Source organism: Sporolactobacillus nakayamae, assembly GCF_900113325.1.
GTDB classification, from domain to species: domain Bacteria; phylum Bacillota; class Bacilli; order Bacillales; family Sporolactobacillaceae; genus Sporolactobacillus; species Sporolactobacillus nakayamae.
Genome location: NZ_FOOY01000012.1, coordinates 15417 through 35974, shown reverse-complemented (window position 1 = coordinate 35974; position 20558 = coordinate 15417). Strand labels below are relative to the sequence as shown.

The 20558-nt window shown below is 45.7% G+C and carries 18 protein-coding genes and 1 tRNA gene; 2 read left to right on the top strand and 17 right to left on the bottom strand.

Annotation, left to right across the window (positions count from 1 at the left end):
- Positions 1–24: 24 nt before the first annotated feature.
- The 9 genes from bcaP to BM003_RS09345 all read right to left on the bottom strand — a co-directional run bounded on the left by bcaP (position 25) and on the right by BM003_RS09345 (position 11674).
- On the bottom strand, positions 25–1443 hold the full coding sequence (bcaP, locus tag BM003_RS09385) for a branched-chain amino acid transporter BcaP (protein WP_093672430.1): 1419 nt from the start codon (positions 1441–1443) through the stop codon (positions 25–27).
- Between the two features lie 265 nt (positions 1444–1708).
- Entirely contained in the window at positions 1709–2992 is a 1284-nt protein-coding gene (gene eno, locus BM003_RS09380; RefSeq protein WP_093672428.1) for a phosphopyruvate hydratase, read from the bottom strand.
- 117 nt (positions 2993–3109) lie between these two features.
- Positions 3110–3871: a triose-phosphate isomerase gene (gene tpiA / locus BM003_RS09375; protein ID WP_093672426.1), complete on the bottom strand. Its 762-nt coding sequence runs from the start codon at positions 3869–3871 to the stop codon at positions 3110–3112.
- A 53-nt stretch (positions 3872–3924) separates the two neighbouring features.
- Positions 3925–5112 carry a phosphoglycerate kinase gene (locus tag BM003_RS09370; RefSeq protein ID WP_093672424.1) on the bottom strand — a complete coding sequence of 396 codons (1188 nt, stop codon included), beginning with the start codon at positions 5110–5112 and terminating at the stop codon, positions 3925–3927.
- Between the two features lie 144 nt (positions 5113–5256).
- Complete coding sequence (gene gap / locus BM003_RS09365) at positions 5257–6264, bottom strand: type I glyceraldehyde-3-phosphate dehydrogenase (protein ID WP_093672422.1); 1008 nt, start codon at positions 6262–6264, stop codon at positions 5257–5259.
- A gap of 24 nt (positions 6265–6288) precedes the next feature.
- Positions 6289–7314: a sugar-binding transcriptional regulator gene (locus tag BM003_RS09360; RefSeq protein WP_093672420.1), complete on the bottom strand. Its 1026-nt coding sequence runs from the start codon at positions 7312–7314 to the stop codon at positions 6289–6291.
- 385 nt (positions 7315–7699) lie between these two features.
- Entirely contained in the window at positions 7700–9004 is a 1305-nt protein-coding gene (gene rpoN / locus BM003_RS09355) for an RNA polymerase factor sigma-54 (RefSeq protein ID WP_093672418.1), read from the bottom strand.
- Positions 9005–9745: 741 nt separating this feature from the next.
- Complete coding sequence (locus BM003_RS09350) at positions 9746–10687, bottom strand: magnesium transporter CorA family protein (protein WP_093672416.1); 942 nt, start codon at positions 10685–10687, stop codon at positions 9746–9748.
- Positions 10688–11149: 462 nt separating this feature from the next.
- Positions 11150–11674 (bottom strand): CotD family spore coat protein, encoded by a 525-nt coding sequence (locus BM003_RS09345; protein ID WP_093672414.1) that lies wholly within the window; start codon positions 11672–11674, stop codon positions 11150–11152.
- A 191-nt stretch (positions 11675–11865) separates the two neighbouring features.
- Between BM003_RS09345 and BM003_RS09340 the strand changes: the two genes are divergently transcribed.
- Positions 11866–11938, top strand: a tRNA-Arg gene (locus tag BM003_RS09340).
- A 140-nt stretch (positions 11939–12078) separates the two neighbouring features.
- Positions 12079–12663, top strand: a complete 585-nt coding sequence (gene clpP, locus BM003_RS09335) for an ATP-dependent Clp endopeptidase proteolytic subunit ClpP (protein WP_093672412.1) — start codon at positions 12079–12081, stop codon at positions 12661–12663.
- A gap of 59 nt (positions 12664–12722) precedes the next feature.
- Here the strand turns inward: clpP and BM003_RS09330 are convergent, their stop codons facing one another.
- From BM003_RS09330 to lgt, 8 genes are all read right to left on the bottom strand, one after another.
- Positions 12723–12992 carry an HPr family phosphocarrier protein gene (locus BM003_RS09330; protein ID WP_093672410.1) on the bottom strand — a complete coding sequence of 90 codons (270 nt, stop codon included), beginning with the start codon at positions 12990–12992 and terminating at the stop codon, positions 12723–12725.
- A 42-nt stretch (positions 12993–13034) separates the two neighbouring features.
- Positions 13035–13967 (bottom strand): DNA-binding protein WhiA, encoded by a 933-nt coding sequence (gene whiA / locus BM003_RS09325; protein ID WP_093672408.1) that lies wholly within the window; start codon positions 13965–13967, stop codon positions 13035–13037.
- A gap of 17 nt (positions 13968–13984) precedes the next feature.
- Positions 13985–14947 (bottom strand): gluconeogenesis factor YvcK family protein, encoded by a 963-nt coding sequence (locus tag BM003_RS09320; protein ID WP_093672406.1) that lies wholly within the window; start codon positions 14945–14947, stop codon positions 13985–13987.
- 4 nt (positions 14948–14951) lie between these two features.
- Positions 14952–15818: an RNase adapter RapZ gene (gene rapZ / locus BM003_RS09315; RefSeq protein WP_093672404.1), complete on the bottom strand. Its 867-nt coding sequence runs from the start codon at positions 15816–15818 to the stop codon at positions 14952–14954.
- A gap of 421 nt (positions 15819–16239) precedes the next feature.
- Positions 16240–17196 carry a thioredoxin-disulfide reductase gene (gene trxB / locus BM003_RS09310; RefSeq protein ID WP_425441045.1) on the bottom strand — a complete coding sequence of 319 codons (957 nt, stop codon included), beginning with the start codon at positions 17194–17196 and terminating at the stop codon, positions 16240–16242.
- A 128-nt stretch (positions 17197–17324) separates the two neighbouring features.
- Positions 17325–18830 (bottom strand): tetratricopeptide repeat protein, encoded by a 1506-nt coding sequence (locus BM003_RS09305; protein WP_093672402.1) that lies wholly within the window; start codon positions 18828–18830, stop codon positions 17325–17327.
- 156 nt (positions 18831–18986) lie between these two features.
- Positions 18987–19637 (bottom strand): pyrophosphatase PpaX, encoded by a 651-nt coding sequence (gene ppaX, locus BM003_RS09300; protein ID WP_093672400.1) that lies wholly within the window; start codon positions 19635–19637, stop codon positions 18987–18989.
- A gap of 81 nt (positions 19638–19718) precedes the next feature.
- Complete coding sequence (gene lgt / locus BM003_RS09295) at positions 19719–20528, bottom strand: prolipoprotein diacylglyceryl transferase (RefSeq protein ID WP_093672398.1); 810 nt, start codon at positions 20526–20528, stop codon at positions 19719–19721.
- Positions 20529–20558 lie beyond the last annotated feature (30 nt).

Sequence of the window (20558 nt, the reverse complement as noted above, 5' to 3'; positions counted from 1 at the left end):
ATTTCCATTCAATTTACTCATAGATTATTGATTTTGCTCCCTTTTCAGCTTGCCAAGTACACTGTGCCTAAATCCAAAAAGCACATAGATAACCAGTCCGATAGCGAACCAAATTAAGAAGCGAATCCAGGTCTGTCCCGACAGATTGATCATTAGAAAACCGCATGAGAGAACAGCGAGGAATGGCGTCACATAGATGAAGGGCACTTTAAAATTCCTTTTGACATCCGGACGTTTGACACGGAGCACGACAACGCCAATCGAAACGACGATAAACGCGAACAGTGTGCCGATGTTAACAAGCTCAGCAAGTTCATCAAGCGGTATCAGCGCAGAAAATACCGTCGCCATCCCCCAAGTCAAGAGAATGCTGAATACCGGTGTTTTCGATTTCTTCGTTAGTTTGGCAATTGATTTCGGCAGCAAACCATCACGGCTGATCGCAAAGAAAAGTCGCGTCTGTCCATACATCATAACGAAGAGCACTGTTGTGATACCAAGAATTGCCCCGAGTGACACAAAACCGGCAACCCAATTTTGATGAACAAAGCGAAGTGCAAAGGCAACCGGATCACCAACATTCAATTCGGTGTACGGAACCATGCCTGTTAAGACAACGGAAACCGCAATATAGAGAACCATACATACGCCGAGCGATGAGAGAATACCGATTGGCATGTCACGCTGAGGCCTACGTACCTCTTCGGAAGCAGACGACACGGCATCGAAACCAATGTAAGCAAGAAACGCTGTTGCCGCTCCTTTAATCACACCGTTAAAACCAAATGGCATAAAAGGTGTCCAGTTCGAAGGCTTCACGTAAAACGCACCGACAACGATGAACAGTAAAACGACACCAATTTTTATAAGAACGACAATATCGTTAATTCGAGTAGATTGCTTCACGCCGGTAAGAAGGACTACTGAGAGCAGCAGAACAATTACCGTCGCCATTACATCAACGTACGTCCCATTGCCGGGATTAAAAGCGGCGCTGATGGCGGTTGGCAAATTAAGACCGAATCCTCTCATCAATTCCTGAAAATACGCGGACCATCCACTTGCGACAACCGAGCACGCAAGACCATACTCCAAAATTAGATCCCAACCGAGAATCCATGCAAAAACTTCACCGAATACGGTATAGCTATAGGTATAAGCACTACCCGATGCAGGTATCATCGACGCAAATTCTGCGTAACATAATGCGGCAAACGCGCAGGCAATTCCTGATAAAACAAAGGACAACATAATAGCAGGTCCCGCATTATTGGCTGCGACAATACCGGTCATAACGAAAATACCGGTACCGATGACGGCCCCAACACCAAGCATCGTCAAGTCGAAAGCGCCCATCGCTTTCTGAAGCCCACTCTCACCCCTTGCCTGATTGATCGTGTACTCCATCGACTTCTTTCTGAATAACCTTCTAAATAAACTCATCCTTAAAATCTCCTTCTGTGCATCCTTAATAACACAACGCAAAGGGTATTATTTTTCTCTGTTTTCAGAATTTTATACTCCGATTTTCTCTATTTACCTTTATGTTGTAGAGATTATTTTACATGTTACCTGCTCCTATGTAAAGGTACTAATTTAATATTTTCACTATGAAAAATGGCAGCAAAACCCAACAAGTCGGTTCGCTGCCACAGTAAAACAAAAACCCCCGCTGAGTTATTCAGCGGGGGCAATTGATTAAATAAAATTATTTAATGTTGTAGAACGAGTCGTCGCCAAGGTATTCAGCAGAAGTAGCGAGATCGTCTTCGATTCTGATCAATTGGTTGTACTTAGCAATGCGGTCTGTTCTTGCAAGAGAACCGGTCTTGATTTCGCCGGCATTCGTTGCAACAACGATGTCAGAAATTGACGTATCTTCCGTTTCACCGGAACGGTGAGAAACGACTGCAGTGTAACCTGCTTTTTGCGCCATTTGGATCGCGTTCAGTGTTTCTGTGAGCGTACCGATCTGGTTAACCTTGATAAGTATCGAGTTGGCAACGCCAAGGTCGATACCTTTCTTCAGGTAGTCAGTGTTCGTAACGAACAGGTCGTCACCAACGAGCTGAACTTTGTCGCCGATTGCTTTGGTCAGTTTAGCCCAGCCTTCCCAATCGTTTTCGTCGAGGCCGTCTTCGATCGAGATAATCGGATATTTTTCAACCAATGCGGTGTAGTATTCGATCATTTCGTCAGTTGTTCTTACAACGCCTTCACCTTTGAAGTTGTACTTGCCGTCTTCGAACAATTCAGAGGAAGCAGGGTCGATTGCGAGCTTAACGTCAACGCCCGGTTTGTAACCTGCTTTTTCGATTGCTTCAAGAATCGTGTCAAGAACTTCTTCGTTGTTCTTCAGGTTCGGAGCAAAACCGCCTTCGTCACCAACAGCCGTCAGATGGCCCTTAGCAGAAAGAACGGATTTCAGAGCGTGATATACTTCAGCACCGATACGTACAGCTTCCTTGATGGAATCTGCGCCTACAGGCATGATCATGAATTCTTGGAAGTCTACACTGTTGTCAGCATGCTTGCCACCGTTAAGAATGTTCATCATTGGTGTAGGAAGAACTTTTGCGTTTACACCGCCGAGGTAACGATACAACGGAACACCGAGTTCATCTGCAGCAGCGTTAGCAGCAGCAAGAGAAACACCAAGAATTGCGTTAGCGCCTAATTTGCCTTTGTTTTCTGTTCCGTCAAGATCGATCATTGCTTGGTCAAGAGCCACTTGGTCTTGAACTTCCATGCCGATTACTTCAGGAGCGATTAATTCATTAACGTTCTTTACAGCTTTCAGAACGCCTTTGCCGCCGTAACGGCTCTTGTCACCGTCACGTAATTCAACAGCTTCGTGTTCACCAGTAGAAGCACCACTTGGAACAAGTGCGCGGCCTTTGCCGCCGTCTTCTGTATAAACTTCAACTTCAACAGTTGGGTTACCGCGAGAGTCGAGGACTTCACGACCGTAAACTTCAACGATTTGAGACATTCATTATCTCTCCTTATTATCATATAAATTTTATATGGTGTACTGAAAACCGAGCGCTATGTCCGGACGATAACGGACGGTCTCACACCAATTCATTTCATGTATTAACTGCAAACCTCAGCCTTTTACTGCGTCAAGCAGAGCAAGGAAAGATTCTGGTTGCAGGCTGGCACCGCCGACAAGCGCGCCGTCGATATCCGATTGAGTGAGCAGTCCGGCGATTGTTGCCGGTTTTACGCTGCCGCCGTATTGAATACGAACTTTTGCAGCCGTTGCTTCATCATAAAGATCAGCAATCGTTGCACGGATATACGCACAAACTTCGTTCGCATCTTCGTCGGAAGCAGATTTGCCAGTACCAATTGCCCAGATTGGTTCATAAGCAACAACAACATCAGATGCCTGATCACTCGGAACACCTGCAAATGCTTTTGTTACTTGGTTCTTGACAACGGATTGCCATTTGCCGCCTTCACGTTCGTCCAGCGTTTCACCAACGCAAACGATTGGAGTCAGTTTATGAGCGAATGATGCAAGTACCTTTTTATTAACTGTTTCGTCCGTTTCAGCAAACATCGCTCTTCTTTCAGAGTGGCCGATGATTACATACTGAACGCCTAGATCTTCGAGCATAACCGGGCTTACTTCACCCGTGAATGCACCGGATTCTTCAAAGTGAACATTCTCAGCGCTGATTTTCAGATCTGAGCCTTTTGCGTCCGCAACAATGCGGTCCAAGGCGAGAAAAGGAGCAGCGACAACGGAATCAACGAGGTCGGCAGCCGGAACTTTATTCTTAACTGCTTCAACGAATTCGCTTGCTTCCTTAACTGTTTTGTTCATTTTCCAGTTTCCGGCAATAATCGGTTTACGTGACATGAATGGACACCTACCCTTTCTTGCGGTTATTTCTTAAATTATCTTGTCCAGATTTACTCAGCGTCATCAAGTGCGGCAACGCCAGGAAGTACTTTGCCTTCCATCAGTTCAAGAGAAGCGCCGCCACCGGTCGAGATGTGCGTCATTTTGTCTGCAAGATGGAACTTCTCAACAGCTGCCGCGGAATCGCCGCCGCCGATGATTGTTGTTGCGTCGGTTGCATCAGCAAGTGCTTGTGCAATCGCTTCTGTACCTTTCGCATAAGGTTCCATTTCGAAGATACCCATTGGTCCGTTCCAAACAACAACTTTGGATTTTTTGATTGCTTCGGAATAGAGAGCAATCGTCTTCGGTCCGATGTCAACGCCGAGCCAGCCTTCAGGCATTTTGTCGATATCGACAACGTCTTTGTTTGCTGTTTCAGAGAATTCATCAGCAATGACCGTATCAACAGGTGTTAAGAAATTAACGCCTTTTTCTTTAGCCAAAGCAAGGAATTTCTTAGCGAGATCCAGCTTATCTTTGTCAAGCAAAGATTTGCCGATTTCGTAGCCCTGAGCCTTTACGAACGTGTAGGAAAGTCCGCCGCCGACGATCAGCGTATCTACTTTATCAAGCAGGTTTTCGATAACGCCGATTTTGTCAGTAACTTTCGCACCGCCGATGATAGCTGTGAACGGGTGTTTCGGATTTTCAAGAGAAGCACCGAGAATTTTCAATTCCTTTTCGAGAAGGAAGCCTGCAACTGCAGGAAGATAGTCAGCGATGCCTGCTGTTGACGCATGCGCGCGGTGAGCAGAACCGAATGCGTCGTTTACATAAACATCTGCAAGCGCAGCAAATGCTTTTGCAAGTTCCGGATCGTTTTTCTTTTCGCCTTTTTCAAAACGAACGTTTTCAAGAAGAAGAACGTCGCCTGCGTTTAATTTCGCAACAGCTGCGTCAACTTCCGGTCCGACAACTTGGTCAGTCTTTGCGACAGGTTTGCCGAGCAATTCGCTCAAGCGTTTCGCTACAGGATCCATTTTGAAGGAATCCTTGTCTTCTGCTGTCGGGCGTCCGAGGTGAGACGCAAGAATGACTTTCGCGCCGTTTTCGATCAAATAGTTAATGGTTGGGAGCGCCGCACGAATACGTGTGTCGTCCGTAACCGTCGTACCACTAAGCGGAACATTGAAGTCAACGCGGCAGAATACTTTCTTGCCTTTAACATCAATGTCTTTAATGGTTTTCTTTGCCATGCCTAGACCCTCTTTCACTTTATTTCATCACCTGGAGGAAAGGCTGCAGTCCAAACCTCCATTGATAAGAACAGTATTCGTAAAAAAAGCGGAAACAACTAAGGTTTCCGCTATTCAAGTTCTATTCAAAAAGTTAGGCAATCCTTATTTTGCAAGTTTTGCGAAGTATTCGAGCGTACGTACAAGTTGTGAAGTATAAGACATTTCATTGTCATACCATGCAACAACCTGAACGAGTTGCTTGCCGTCTACATCAAGAATCTTTGTTTGAGTTGCGTCAAACAGAGAGCCGTAAGTAATGCCGATTACGTCAGAAGAAACGATCGGATCTTCGTTGTAGCCAAGCGTTTCGTTAGCTGCGGCTTTGATCGATTCGTTGATTTCTTCTACACTCGTGTTCTTAGCAAGCGTTGCGTAAAGCAGCGTTACAGAACCAGATTTAACTGGAACACGTTGAGCAGATCCGTCGAATTTGCCTTTCAATTCAGGAATAACAAGAGCAACGGCTGCAGCAGCACCTGAAGAAGCAGGTACGATGTTTTCAGCAGCGGCACGTGCACGACGAAGGTCGCCGCCTCTGTGCGGGCCGTCAAGAGTCATTTGGTCGCCTGTGTAAGCGTGAACCGTTGTCATCAAGCCTTTTTCGATGCCGAATTTGTCGTTCAATACTTTAGCTACAGGAGCCAAGGAGTTCGTTGTGCAAGAAGCACCGGAAATAACGGTTTCTGAACCATCGAGTGAATCATTGTTTACGTTAAATACAATCGTCTTCAAGTCGCCCTTAGCAGGAGCAGAGATAACGACCTTCTTAGCGCCGCCCTTGATGTGTGCTTCAGCCTTGTCTTTCGATGTGAAGAAGCCTGTGCATTCAAGAACGATGTCAACGCCGAGTTCGCCCCAAGGCAATTCAGCTGGGTCGCGTTGTGAGAGAACTTTAACTTTCTTGCCGTTAACTACGAAGTAGCCGTCTTCAACTTTAACTTCGCCATTGAAACGGCCTTGAGTTGTATCATATTTGAGCAGGTTTGCGAGCATTGCTGGGTCTGTCAGGTCGTTAACCGCAACAACTTCCAATTCAGGAACATCCTGAATTCTTCTAAAAGCAAGACGACCGATACGTCCGAAACCGTTAATACCAACTTTAACTGTCATGTTAATAATGACCTCCTAAATGGTTTAGAAATTTTTTAAAATCTCTTGCGCTGCTCCTTCATCCGTGATAAGCACAGAATCCGGACCTTTCTTGCAGTAAGCCTGAATTGCCTCAGCCTTAGACTTGCCCCCGGCCACGGCAATCACTGAGTGCGCGCCGAACAGGTCTTCCCATTGCAAACCAATGGTCTGAACCTTATGAATGACGCGGCCCGTCTGATCAAAGAAATAGCCAAAAGCCTCGGCCACAGCATGTTCCGTGTCGACCCTTTTGAGAATTTCTTCTCCGGAATGCCGGCGAATTGCCATCGTTTTCGCATCACCAATGCCGTGTACGATGATGGTTGCGCGATGGACATGCTGTAACACCCGATGAATGCTGGGCTCTTCCATCAAGCTGTGATAGGACTCATCACTGAGCTGATCGGGAACGTGGAGCAGATGATAGCGCCCTTCAGCTTTTTCAGCCATTTTGGCGCAGATCGTATTCGCTTGATTTTCGACCCGCTCGCCAAGACCGCCTCTCGCCGACACAAACAGGAGATCCTGATGCGCTTTTCTGAGCGGATGCATCATTTCAGCAACGGCTGCGAGCGTTGAGCCCCCGGTCACCGCGATGATGTTGATCGCGCCCAGTGCGCGTTCGATTTCCTTGACGCAGGCCAGCCCCATCTCATTCTTGACTGTCGCGTACTGATCACTGTCGCCAGAGACAATGACAACTTTGGAAACGCCGAGAACTTCTTCCAATTGCTTTTCCATGTTCCTCAATCCTGAAATGTTCTTCATCACTGTTCCAAGAGCCTTGACAATGGCTTCTCCGTTTTCCGTCAGATACATGCCGCTTGACGCCATTTGGATTAGCCCTTGCTGGCTGAGGAACGTGACCTCACCGCGCAGCACACGTTCCGTCATGCCCAAATGGGATGACAAGCTTCGTCTGCCGATTGGCTGAAGAAAATGAAGGGATTGAAGAATACGGTAGCGACTGGACATTATGTCTAAGACATCGGGGATCAGCCTTTTCTGAAGATCAAGCAAATGTTCCACAGCGTCCCCCTCGATCGACCTATACAGGTCTCAAAATGTCCCACACAGTCATTTTATGTCCCATCTGCTCCATTTATCATGATAGCAACTTTCACCTATGTTTACAAGCATAATCATGTAAATGTTTTGTATGGACATTTTAATGACGCAGATTTGTCACATTATGAAAAGTGTTGATATAATGCGGTTTATCGATTTTGAAGAATCTGCATATTTTGAAAAATGTCACATTTCCATGACCGGCTTCCACGCTTCCGAATCCCCTCTTGTGATTTTGGTCCATGTGAAGTATACCCTGTTTCGACAAAAGGAAACAAAGAAAGCGTTGTTAACTTTTACAACGCTTATCCGTATGGGACTCATATCGTCCCGACATATAGTTCAGTTAATTGTACGCAGCCCTGCGTTCAATGGTTGAGCCAATTCCGCAGGCTTGTCGGTATTTGGTTACCACTCTTCTCGAACAGCCCATTCCGGCCTGAGCAAGCAATTGTGCAAGCATCTGGTCAGACAGCGGTTTTCTGCGATCTTCATTCTCGACTAGTTGTTTGATCTCGAACTGAATTCGAAAAGCGGAGAGCGTTCCTTGCTTCGCACGAACCGCTCGAATAAAGAAAGCTTTTAAAGGAGAGAGTCCGTAATTCGTTTGGACATATTTACCTGCCACGGCCCGACTAATCGTCGATTCATGAACGTCCAACTGATCGGCCGCCTGCTTCATAGTGAGTGGGCACAGATGTTCACGATTTCCAGTTAGAAAATAGGCTTCCTGTCGCTTCATCACCATTTGTGCCAGCTTCATCAGTGTTTGTTTTCGCCTTGAAACGCCTGAGAGTAGCCAATCCGCCTCCTCGAATTTCTCACGCAGATAGCGCTTCGTCTCACGATCCGCGGCCTTCATGTAGCGTTCATAGTCATCCATATTCACGGAGATAGTGGGCAGATATTGATCCTCAAGCTCACAAACAAGTCCGCCGTCCTTTTTTGAAATGACAACATCCGGAACAATATATTGTGGCGGTTCATCCTGAATCGTTGCGACAGGATTCGGATTCAGTTTGCGAATACGCGCGACCGCCTCATTGATCTCATCCTCGTTCGTTCCTAACGAGGAAGCCAGTTCTGCCCAGTCTCCGGTCATAAAACAGTCGCGATAATCAGTCAGAATCGTCTCCGCCAGTGGGCAGCGGAGTTCCGAACGCTGCAATTGCAAACATAAACATTCGATGAGCGAGCGCGCACCGACACCGGCAGGCTCCAATGACTGAACAACGGCTAGTGCCTGATCCGGATCTGCTTCGAGCTTGCCAAGTCGATCCAGAATCGTGTTCGGTTCCTCATCAAGGAACCCATTGTCATTCAGTGAATCAATCAGCAGATCCGCCGCTTCCAAGCATATCCGATCAAGACGCGTCTGATGAAGATCGCGGTGCAGCAGTTCACGAAAATCAACCATATCTGCTGCCGTCTCTTCGATTACATCCGACGTATATTTGCCTTCTCCTCTCATTGAGGAATAATCGCGGTGATAATCGCGATCCTCAACACGTAGCAGCGGATTTTCCATCGCCTTTTCGTGGAGGAGTCGCGAAAGCTCCTCATTATTACATTGGAGTACCGTCACAGACTGATATAAGGCCGGTGCCATTTTCAATTTCAACGATTGACTTTGAACTAGTGCTAACCCCATCTCGCTCACCCCCTTTCTTATTATTATAGCAATAGGTCCATAAAATGACTACGCTTTCAATAATGTTTTTTGTCGAATTTTATCCTATTTAGTACCATTATAGAAAAACCGGGCAAAGAGCGTCCGGTTCTTACTTCCGCAGGATGCGGTGGCTTTCGCGTTGCATACAGGCCATATGCGTGCTTAGCGAAAGCTCCTTTGCTCCAAATACCGTTTTGAATCATCACCCTTGGCTTGAACAGACATTTCTATTTCATAAATCATTTGGATTCTTAATTAAGTAACACGGCCGGAATAAAATAAGCGGAGATTTTCCGGTTATATGCATCCTGACGCTTGTTTCACAGGTAAATAAGGGTAATTTTTCCGCTTATGCACAGAAAAACTCTCCATTTTTGCGTTTTTCGATTCGATAAGCGGAATTTCTCCGTCTATTTAAGCAACTTTTTCATTAATTTTCTAATTAAGCGGAATTTTTCAGTTTATTTCTCAGATTGGGCGCTTACCTGACCGCCCAGCCCAACCGAATCTTATGACCTTATCGTCGTACCAGCAAGGCAAACACTTAGTTGCACTTAAACACTCGTTTCCTTGAATCTTTAATTTTTTTATACTTTCTTATCAGTGTGAGAAAATGTGTTCACATGCTTATAAATCAAAATAAGTTCTCGAACCAATGATGCAATAAAAAAAGGCACCGATGAGTAGATTGCACTCACCGTACCTTTTATTCTTTCCTTATCAAAAATATTTCTTTTTCCAGAAGAACAGTGCCGTAATTCCGGCCAACCCGATCGCGATGCTGATCGGAATCCAAAATGCGTGCGGCGCGTGTTCCCAGGGAATTGAGCCTACATTCATCCCCCAGAAGCTCGCCACCATGGTTGGAATGGAGAGCACGATCGTGACCGTAGTCAAAAATTTCATGACCAAGTTCACATTATTTGAAATTACGGAAGCATACGCGTCCATCATGCCACTTAAGATATTGCTGTGCACTTCCGACATTTCAATCGCCTGCTTAATTTCGATAATGACATCCTCAAGCAAGTCTTGATCGTCCTCGTACATGCGCAGGAAGCGCTGTTTAGTCATTTTTTCTATAACAATATTATTTGATTTCAATGATGTCGTGAAATAAACTAATGTCTTCTCGAGACTCAGCAAATTAAAAAGCTCTTCATTCCGCATCGATTCATGCAGCTCGCGCTCAATCAATGAAGTTCTACGATCTATTGTTTTTAAGTATCTGAGATAATAGCGGGCAATCGCATAAAGAAGTTGCAATGTAAACCTTGTTTTCTTATAGGTGAAAAAGTTGCGAATTCTATTATTGATGAAATCATCGATAATCGGATTGCTCTGCAAGCATACAGTCACGAAATAAAAAGGTGTGACAATAATACCAAGCGGGATAGTATCATACGGCGCAGAATCGGATTCATCTTGTACGAGCACAGGAAAATCGACGATAATGAGCACCGAATCGTCTTCTTTTTCGATACGGGAGCGTTCGTCGTCATCCAACGAATCGCGAATAAAGTCTGATGGGATGCCGGTTCCTTCAACGACTTTCTGAACTTCAAATTCAGAAGGCCTTGTCAGATTAATCCAGCACCCCTTTGCCAATTCATCTTTTTTAACCAAACGATCTTGTTCATCCGTTAAGTAAATGTCAATCATGGTGCACCTCCTCTTAATTCAGAGGAAGCCTACACAGATATACGCTCTCTGAAGGGAGTTTAATCGTCCAAGAGCGTTTGATGCCATATAAACTTCCCCTTGCCAATGACTGGGATCCGGTTTTTGACTCGAACCGTCAGAACTCATTGAACGATCACTTCCTTCAGCAGACAATATATTTGATGCGCAGCGATAAATGCAGGCGCAGCCGTGCCACCAAGTACTATATTACATGGTGTTCCGGTAGAACACAAATGAATGATGAACGTTAATTTGTAAATTATTTGGCAAAAAATTGTTACAGTTAGTGTCTATTGGGTTAAGCCAAGCCCTTAACACGGTCTGAACTTCAGCGCAAAGTCGCTGATTCTTTTCCGGTTAAAAGCGAAAAAAGAGCCTTTGTTTTTTAAACAAAGGGCTCTCGGTATTACATTCATGATGCAGCTCGACTGTTTAGTCAGATCAGCAGTGCGGCTTTGGAAAGCACGGTTTGCCGCATTGTACGTTATAATGCGATTCATCACACGTCTCAGACAACGTATGCGGATAGTAGTGCTGATGTTCATAGATGTAATGAGTTTTTCTGATCGTATGCAGTTGATGAATATGTTTCACAATGACTGGCTTATAAATGTGCTGAACGTTGACCGTTTGCGGATCATAAACCGTCCCGCCTTGTGTCGGCGGACAATGAAGCGTATTTTCAGTTGTCTTGCCTGCAGCCGCACCGGCTCCGGTCTGAGGGCCGTATGGTGTTGGCATGGCGCCTTTTCCTTTTCCTTTGCCTGGCCCCATTGCTTTTGTGCTCGGACATTTGAAAGCAGGCTGGTATTCCGGTTTGAATTGTGGTTTCGGACTTGGCATCGGGCTAATTGCACCCACGTTGCCCATATTGCCGACATTGCTCACGTTACCCACATTGCCGACATTGCCCATATTTCCAGGATTAACCGGAATAGGATTGTTTGAATAAGGTGAAACCTCCATAGTTTTGCTCCTCCTCGTCAATTAAAGTACACTGATAACCTATGAGTCCTCGCGACCTATTGCACTAATGAGAATACCTAATTTTAGTCACACAGCCTAAATTTGGGCGGATTTCAAAGCCAAGTTTTCTAATAATGCTTGCAAAAGTGGGACAAATCACTTAGAATAGACAGATGTCAGCAAAGCATCGCGCGCTCGTAGCTCAGTGGATAGAGCAATGGTTTCCGGTACCATGTGTCGGGGGTTCGACTCCCTTCGAGCGCATAATAAGTAAGTTGTGGATCAGCCATCCGGGCTGGTCTTTCTTTTTTGTCCTTTAAATTTGACCTATATTGACCTTTAATGTATGATGAATGTGGTTAAGGGAAAAATAACTTTTTTCAATGGAAAAGGGGGTTCGTTCAATGCCTTTAATACCTACAGTCATTGAGCAGACAAACCGCGGTGAACGCGCGTACGACATCTACTCACGCTTATTGAAAGACCGCATCATTATGCTTGGAACAGCGATTGACGATAATGTTGCTAATGCCGTTGTCGCTCAGCTGCTTTTCTTGGCAGCCGAAGATTCGGAAAAAGATATTTCGCTTTATATTAATAGTCCCGGTGGATCAATTACAGCGGGAATGGCCATTTTTGATACGATGCAATTCATCAAACCGAAAGTTTCGACGATCTGCATCGGTATGGCCGCTTCGATGGGCAGCTTCCTTCTGACCGCCGGTGAAATCGGTAAGCGTTACGCACTTCCAAACAGTGAAATTATGATTCATCAACCGCTTGGCGGCATGCAAGGTCAGGCATCGGATATGGAAATTCACGCAAAACGCATCATCTCCATTCGCGAAAAATTAAACCACATCTATGCTGAAAGAACCGGACAGCCCTATGAGGTCATCGCCCGTGACACGGATCGTGACAACTTTATGTCCGCCGAAGAAGCCAAAAAATATGGTTTGATTGACGAGATTATGGTCGCAGCGAAATAAGCAAAAAAAATGTTGGACAATGTGTCCGACATTTTTTTTGCTTATCTGAGTAAGCGTTATCATTTTAATTCACAATGCTTTTGTTCAATAAAATCAGTGAGTGTTTCAAGTGCCGCGCGTTCATCCTCACCCTCAGCAGTAAAGAGAATGTGTTCACCACAGGCGAGCGCACAGCACATCACGCCCATAATGCTTTTCATGCTTGCCACATGTCCGTCTTTGACCAGTGTAAGGTTCGATCGAAACTCATTTGCGTTCTGCACAAACAATGCCGCTGAACGCGCCTGGAGCCCTTCCTCTAAACCAATAGTCACTTCTTTAGTCAGCAATTCAGTAATTGCCTCCTTTCAAGAGAATGACGGCGCTGCAAGTTATTGGCCTTGCCGGATCTGATTGGCGATCGCGTCAATTTTTCGGAAGCGGTGATTGATCCCGGACTTGCTGATCGGCTCACCGTTCACCAGCTCACCAAGTTCCTTCAAGGTAATGTCCGGATTCTTCAAACGAATCTCAGCGATTTCACGCAATTTATTGGGCAGTTCTTCCAACCCAATCGTTTTTTCAATAAGTCGGATGTTCTCCATCTGCCTCATTGCCGCGGAGACTGTTTTGTTGAGATTGGCTGTCTCACAGTTCACCAGACGGTTCACCGAGTTGCGCATATCTTTGACAATACGGATATCCTCAAAATAAAACAAGGCCTTGTTCGCGCCGATGATGCTTAGAAAATCGGTGATCTTTTCGCCTTCCTTCATATAGATGATGTACCCGTTCTTTCTCGGCAAGATTTTAACATTAAGATTGAACGTATTCATCAGTTTAGCCAAAGAATACGTATGTTCTTCATAATTCGAAAAAATTTCTAAGTGATAGGACGATTCCGGGTGATTCAGCGATCCCCCTGCTAGAAACGATCCGCGCAGATAGGAACGCTTGCAGCAGTCCTTTTCAATAAGACTCGTCGCTATTTCTCGGGTGAATTGCCCGTTATCATCAATTATTTTCAGATCTTCAAGGAACGGCCGCGCGGTGTCTTTTAATCGAACAATGTAGACATTATTCTTCTTCAGCCGCATCTTTCTGCGAACCAAAATCTCAATCTGATAGTGATAGACCTGTTTAATCAGTCGAAAAATGCGGCGAGAAATCGCCGCGTTCTCTGTCGCAATATCCAGTTCAATCCGTTTGTTGCGAATTGAGATGAAACCATTCATCCGCGTCAACGCAGCCAACTCGGCACGCGCGCAGCAGTCATCCACCTCAAGCATGGTTAATTCCTTTTTTGTTTCAGCGGCAAATGACATGGAAAATCCTCCAAACCTTACACTTTTTTCTGAGTAAATAAAGACAACAGCATACGACCGACAACCGCTTCATCATGGCGAACCATGCCTCTAGTTGTCTTAATCAGCGGCCCGTGAATCACATCGACCCCTAAATCATTCAGCCGTTCCCAGTCAATTCGTACTGGTTCTGATTCCTCGGCAGCATAGCGTTTCAACAAATCACGTTTAATGGGCTGACTGTTCACAACGATGGTGTCAATGAAGGGACGCGCAACATGACGATGGATCGCCTCGATATGTTGCGACGCTGTAAAGTGGTTGGTTTCCCCTTTTTGCGTCATGATATTGCATACATATACTTTTCTTGCTTTTGCCCGTTCAATTTCTTTGGCAAGCTCAGGAACCAGCAGATTCGGAATCACACTGGTATACAGACTGCCCGGTCCGAATGTAATCATGTCCGCTTCACGAATCGCGCGGATACTTTCCGGCAGTGGGCGAATATCCGCCGGCTTTAAGAAAACGTGTTCGATGCGTTTATTAACCTCAGTAATATGAGACTCACCCTCAATGATGCTGCCGTCACTCATAACTGCGCCAAGCATAATCATCTGATCTGCGGCAGGAAGTACTTGACCGTGAACATTAAGAATTCGACTTAGTTCACGCACACCTTTTACAAAATCGCCGGTGATTGACGCTAGAGCCGCAATAAGCAGATTACCCATGGAATGACCGTTTAATCCACTGTCTGACTTGAATCGGTGCTGAAGCAGCTTCTCAAACATAGGTTCAATATCCGATAACGAAACAAGAACATTACGAATGTCACCGGGAGGAGGGATCTGCAATTCATTTCTCAGCATCCCACTGCTGCCGCCATCGTCCGCCACAGTCACAATTGCGGTGATATCCACCGGATACTTCTTCAATCCCCGAAGCACCGCCGGAAGTCCTGTGCCACCGCCAATCGCGACTATTTTTTTTCGATCTGTCATTCGTTTAGTTTCCTCTCTCAATATCCCGGTGCGACACAGTTGTCGGGAAATCTCCGGAAAGTTTTTTGGCGATCCATTCTGTCAAAGCGACCGAACGGTGTTTGCCACCTGTACAGCCAATCGCAATGACCACCTGTCCCTTACCTTCACGTTTGTATTGAGGGATCATAAATTCGAGCAGATCCATCAATTTTTTCAGAAATTGCTGCGTTTCCGACCATTTCAGCACGTATTCGGAAATATCGGCGTCCAGCCCAGTCCGCTCGCGCATATGCTTCACGTAAAAAGGATTGGGCAAAAAGCGCACGTCAAATACGAGATCAGCGTCAATCGGCAGTCCGTTTTTAAATCCAAAGGAGAGTAAATTGACGCGGAAGGTCTCCGTTTCGCTGGCAAATTCCTGAACGATCTTATCGCGCAGCTGCCTTGGTTTCATATCTGTTGTGTCTATATAGAGTTGAGCGAGTCCTTTAACTTCTTCGAGTTTCTTTCGTTCAGCGCGAATGCCTTCGATCGGCCGGCCCTTTGGAGCCAGCGGATGTGAACGCCTCGTCTCCTTATAACGGTGAACCAGCGTTTCATCCTTAGCGTCGAGAAATAAGATTTTAGGTTTGATTTTCTCAGATTTGCTGAACGCGTCCAGCGAGGCAAAGAGCGAATTAAAGAACGTTCTGCCCCTTAGGTCCATCACCAGTGCCAGTTTGTTTAATTTGTCTGAATCTGAGTCCTCAATCAAATCAATAAACTTAGGCAGCAAGGTCGGCGGCAGGTTATCAATGCAGAAGTAACCCAAGTCCTCAAATATTCGGGTCGCAATGGTCTTCCCCGCACCCGACATTCCGGTTATAATCACTACTTGAATATCCTTCATCTTGCATCCATCCCCGCCGATCAATTTTTACGCAAGTTAGCGGTCACTTCCGCCAAGGTGCGCAACTGTCTCTCTGTATAGTATACTCGAAAAAAATTCATTCAGAAAGACAAACGATGATCAGGAATCTCGAAGATAAAGCCGTGTCGTCATTCTCGCTTCGTGCGCTCGTTTTTCAAAGGCAGTCTAGAAGTCCATTGAGACTGATTTTTTTAATCTCATGCGTTACCGATAAAAAAAGTGACACCGCAATTTGCGTGTGCCGCTCAATAAAGCCTATATAAAAAAGGGGGGTTAAATTCATAATTAATTTTACTTCTTCTTCATTTCATAAAGATTACACGATTATTAAACACTTATGAAGATAGCAGCGAATATTGGCTTAAGAATTACGACTTATGGCGCAAAACAGAATAAGCACTTATTTTACCGCAGAAGCATCCTTCAACGTCTCAACATATTTCTGAGCATTCTCTGCCGCAATACTGCCATCGCCGGTCGCCGTAACGATTTGGCGCAGTTCTTTCTGGCGCACATCCCCTGCCGCGAAGATTCCGGGGATGCTCGTTTCCATCTTTTCATTGGTGACAATGTAGCCTTGCTCGTCAACAATACCCAGATCTTTTACCGCGTTGGTCAGAGGATTCATGCCGACATAGATAAAAACACCGTCAACCGGGAAATCCGTTTCTTCACCGCTTTTTTTATTTTTCAAAGTCAGACTGGACACCTTGCCGTCCGTTCCGTTGATTTTGGTACAAACCGTATCCCAAATAAAGTCTACTTTTTCATTGGTGAATGCCCGCGTCTGAAGAATTTTTTGGGCGCGCAGCTGATCACGACGATGAACCACCGTCACATTGGAAGCGAACCGTGTCAAATAAGTGCCCTCTTCAACCGCCGAATCACCGCCGCCAATGACAGCTAATTTCTTTTCTTTAAAAAACGCGCCGTCACAAACCGCGCAGTAGGATACACCGCGTCCGGCGAGTTCTTTCTCGCCGGGCACACCGAGCTTCCGGTATTCCGCTCCTGTCGTCACGATAACCGTAGACGCCTTGTATTGCTTGCTGCCGCAGTCAACCGTTTTATAATCCGATCCATCAATGATCTTCTTGATGTCGCCGTACGCGTATTCAGCACCAAATTTTTTCGCATGTTCAAACATTTTGTTAGACAAATCCGGACCGAGAATTGATTCAAAACCCGGGTAGTTCTCAACAGCTTCCGTGTTCGCCATCTGCCCGCCGGGAATGCCTCGCTCAATCATTAAAACGGACATATTCGCTCTTGCCGCATATACGGCGGCTGTCATTCCAGCCGGACCCGCCCCCGCAATAATTACATCATAGATTTTCTGTTCTTCAGTCAATGTCAACCCATTCCTTCCTTAACTAGAATATCAGTCTTTTTATATTAATTATTATCTGCTCATCTGATAATTCTATGCTAAAGAATACGGCTTCTAAAGTCCAGAAAAGTGCTCACGCGCGGGGCAATGGCGAATCATTCAGAATAGTCCTCCCACTGGTTCTCAAGTGCAATTGATAATTCTTGGATATGTTTGCGCAATCGATACAGCGTCGTCCCAGCGTCCGATGCTATTTTTTTCTGAGCGACCGGTTCGCCAAACTCTTTCTTCCATAAATAGATCAGCGCGGCCGCCCATCCTTTGATGTCTTGCTCACTAACCCGTGCGAACGAATAAACAACCGACCAAAAGCTATAGAGCTCCGGGTGTTTCATTGTTTCTTTTCCTCCGCCTGCCAGACGCTCAACCTCACGCATGATCTGCATACTCGCGTTACGCTTGCCGTTCTCCATTTCCTCAAGCAGTCCGCGCGCAATTCGAATGATTTCGGGATTCATTCCATTTTTGACCACATTCTGAATCAAAGTTCGATAGTGGTGATGGGACGCATAGAAAAGGGAAAAAATTTGAAAAGCCTTCATCTCTTCCCAAATTTCTTTATGAATAAGGTCCTTGACCATAAAATTAGATCCCGCATTCGGTTCAAACATCATATCCTGAATCTTACTGTATTTGAACGGATGAAACGGCTTATCGCTGAAACAGTCCACACGTTTCCAATTCTGCCTGGCGCGCTCTAGATCGTTACAATGATAAGAGGAAAGCGCCATCCAAAAGTAAAACACTTGATCACGGCGCGCACCGCGTTTTTCAGCAATACGCAGCCAGTAGTACGCTTTTTCGTAATCCCCGATAAACAAGTAAGTCGAACCGAGCTTCCCGCAGTGCTCCGGATAAAGCGGATAGATGAGATCAAGACGCGCAACCACTGAGCTCAATCCATCCTTGTCGCTAATTTGATAATAAAAAGTCGTCAGATTGCAGAGCGCATGGATGTTTCCCGGATCCTTTTCCAAAACGAGATGCGCGCTGGCAATTGCCTGTTTGGTATCCCCCATTGAAAAGTAAGCAATCGAGAGATTATTTTGCGCCGCGAGAAAATCCGGCTCGTCCTCGATCACCTGTTTAAAAAAGTCAATCGCCTCACCGAAATGACCATGCTCCAGTGCCAATCGCCCACGCTCATGAACGGTGACATAAGTAGACTCCTCATCTTCCAACTCTTTCATTTCCATAGTCAGCATCTGAAACAAATCCTGAGCCTCACGCTTGTACGTCCCGTTCGGATCGAGCGTTAAATAGGTTTGCACTTCATCAATCGCCTCTTGGAATTCACCAAGATAGGCGTAATTATTCGCAATAAAAAAATAGCAGTCTGTCAGTTTTGAATCGAGTTCATAAACCACTTTCTTCAACAAACGAATCGATGACTCATATTCTTCCAGTTCAGCAAGAATCTCTGCCTGCTGACATAAGTAATCAACATCATTCGGTCTGAATTTAATTGCCCGCTCCATATTTTTGTTCGCGCGCTCAAGATCGCCTTTTTGAAAACAGGCCATCCCTTTCTGATAAAAAAAGTCACTGTCACAGCGAAAATCAATGACTTGAGCTTTTTTTGTACAGTTTCTCTCCTCCATAAAATCCTTTTGCCCCCGTGCTCTTATTTCATAATTCCTCAACAATTATAGCATAACTCCGGCCGCCAATTGTGAAATTAACAAGAGCGGTGCATTGCTTGTGCGCAAAAAAAATACCCAACCGCCACTCAAGCAGTCGGGTTGATTTCTGTTCTTTTATAGCGGGACATCGACGGCGTGCACAATACCAACCAAATCATTCATGGTGTTGAGCAAATAGTCAGGATTCAATCGTTCAAGCATTGTCCGTCCTTTAAGCGACCAGCCAACCGCAGCCGTGCGGACACACGCGTTTTCTCCGGCAAGTATGTCTGAAGGGCTGTCGCCGACCATAATCGTTGAATCACGCTCAGCAGACAACGCGTTCATCGCACGCTCTACCGGTTCCGGATCCGGCTTGAGGTGCTTGACATCGTCGCTGGTCACGACTGTTCCAAAAAAGTCCGCCATGTGCGTCAGATTAAGTCCGCGCTCCACCATGTCCCGTCTCTTGGTTGAAACAACACCAAGCGCGTATCCTTCCCGTTTCAACGTGCTCAGTGTCTCACGCACATAGGGAAACTCTTTCACCAGTTTATCATGATAACGACTGTTATGGTCGCGATAAACAGCCACCATCTCGTTTGTGAGTTTCGGACTGACCCGATTAAAACTCGTCTCAAGCGACTCGCCGATGAACGAAATCAAGTCTTCTCGCGTGAATTCACCGGGAAAATAGCGATCCAGTGTATATTGAAAAGAAGTCAGAATCAGCGTATTTGTATCAATTAGTGTTCCATCCAAGTCAAACAATACTGTTTTAATCAATGCACCCAACTCCCATCAAAAAAATAAAAGATCACCGCCATAGATCGATAGACTGCGGTGATGCATATAGTAATTGATTTTTTATTCCCCATAGCGCGGTCTGTTTTTCTGTGCCGCGCGCCAATAAACGATCAAACTGATGCCTACGATGACAAGAACCACTGACAACCATTGCGACACGCGGAGCGGCCCAAGCATCAGGCTGTCGGTCCGCAAACCTTCGATATAAAAACGACCAAGCGCGTACCAGGTCACGTACGTCATGAACAGTTCGCCGCGCTTCAAGCGAACCAAGCGCCTGATCGTGAGAAGCAGAATAAACCCGATTATATTCCAAAGCGATTCATACAGAAAGGTTGGAATATAATAAGTTCCATCAATATACATCTGGTTCACAATGAAATCCGGCAGATGCAGATGTTCCAAAGCGGCACGCGTCGTTGGACCGCCATGCGCTTCCTGATTCATGAAGTTTCCCCACCGGCCGATTGCCTGACCAAGAATAATACTTGGCGCGCATATATCGGCGACTTTCCAAAATGAAACGTGACGCAGGCGGCAGAAGACGATCGCAGTCAGAACCGCTCCGATCAATGCACCGTAAATGGCGATTCCGCCATTCCAAATAGCGATAATTTGACCGGGATGTTTTGAATAGTACCCCCATTCAAACGCCACATAGTAGATACGCGCGCTGATCACGGCAATCGGTGCCGCGTAGAGGAGCAGATCAGTGAACGTATCGGTAGGGAGATCGAAACGCTTGCCTTCACGCATCGCTAAAAGTAAGCCAAGAAGTGCGCCCGCCGCAATAATGATGCCATACCAGTAGATATGTAACGGCCCTAATTCAAAAGCCAGTCGATTAAGTGGTTCAATTGCTTGATTCATAAAATTGCCACCTCATATTTTCTTCGTACG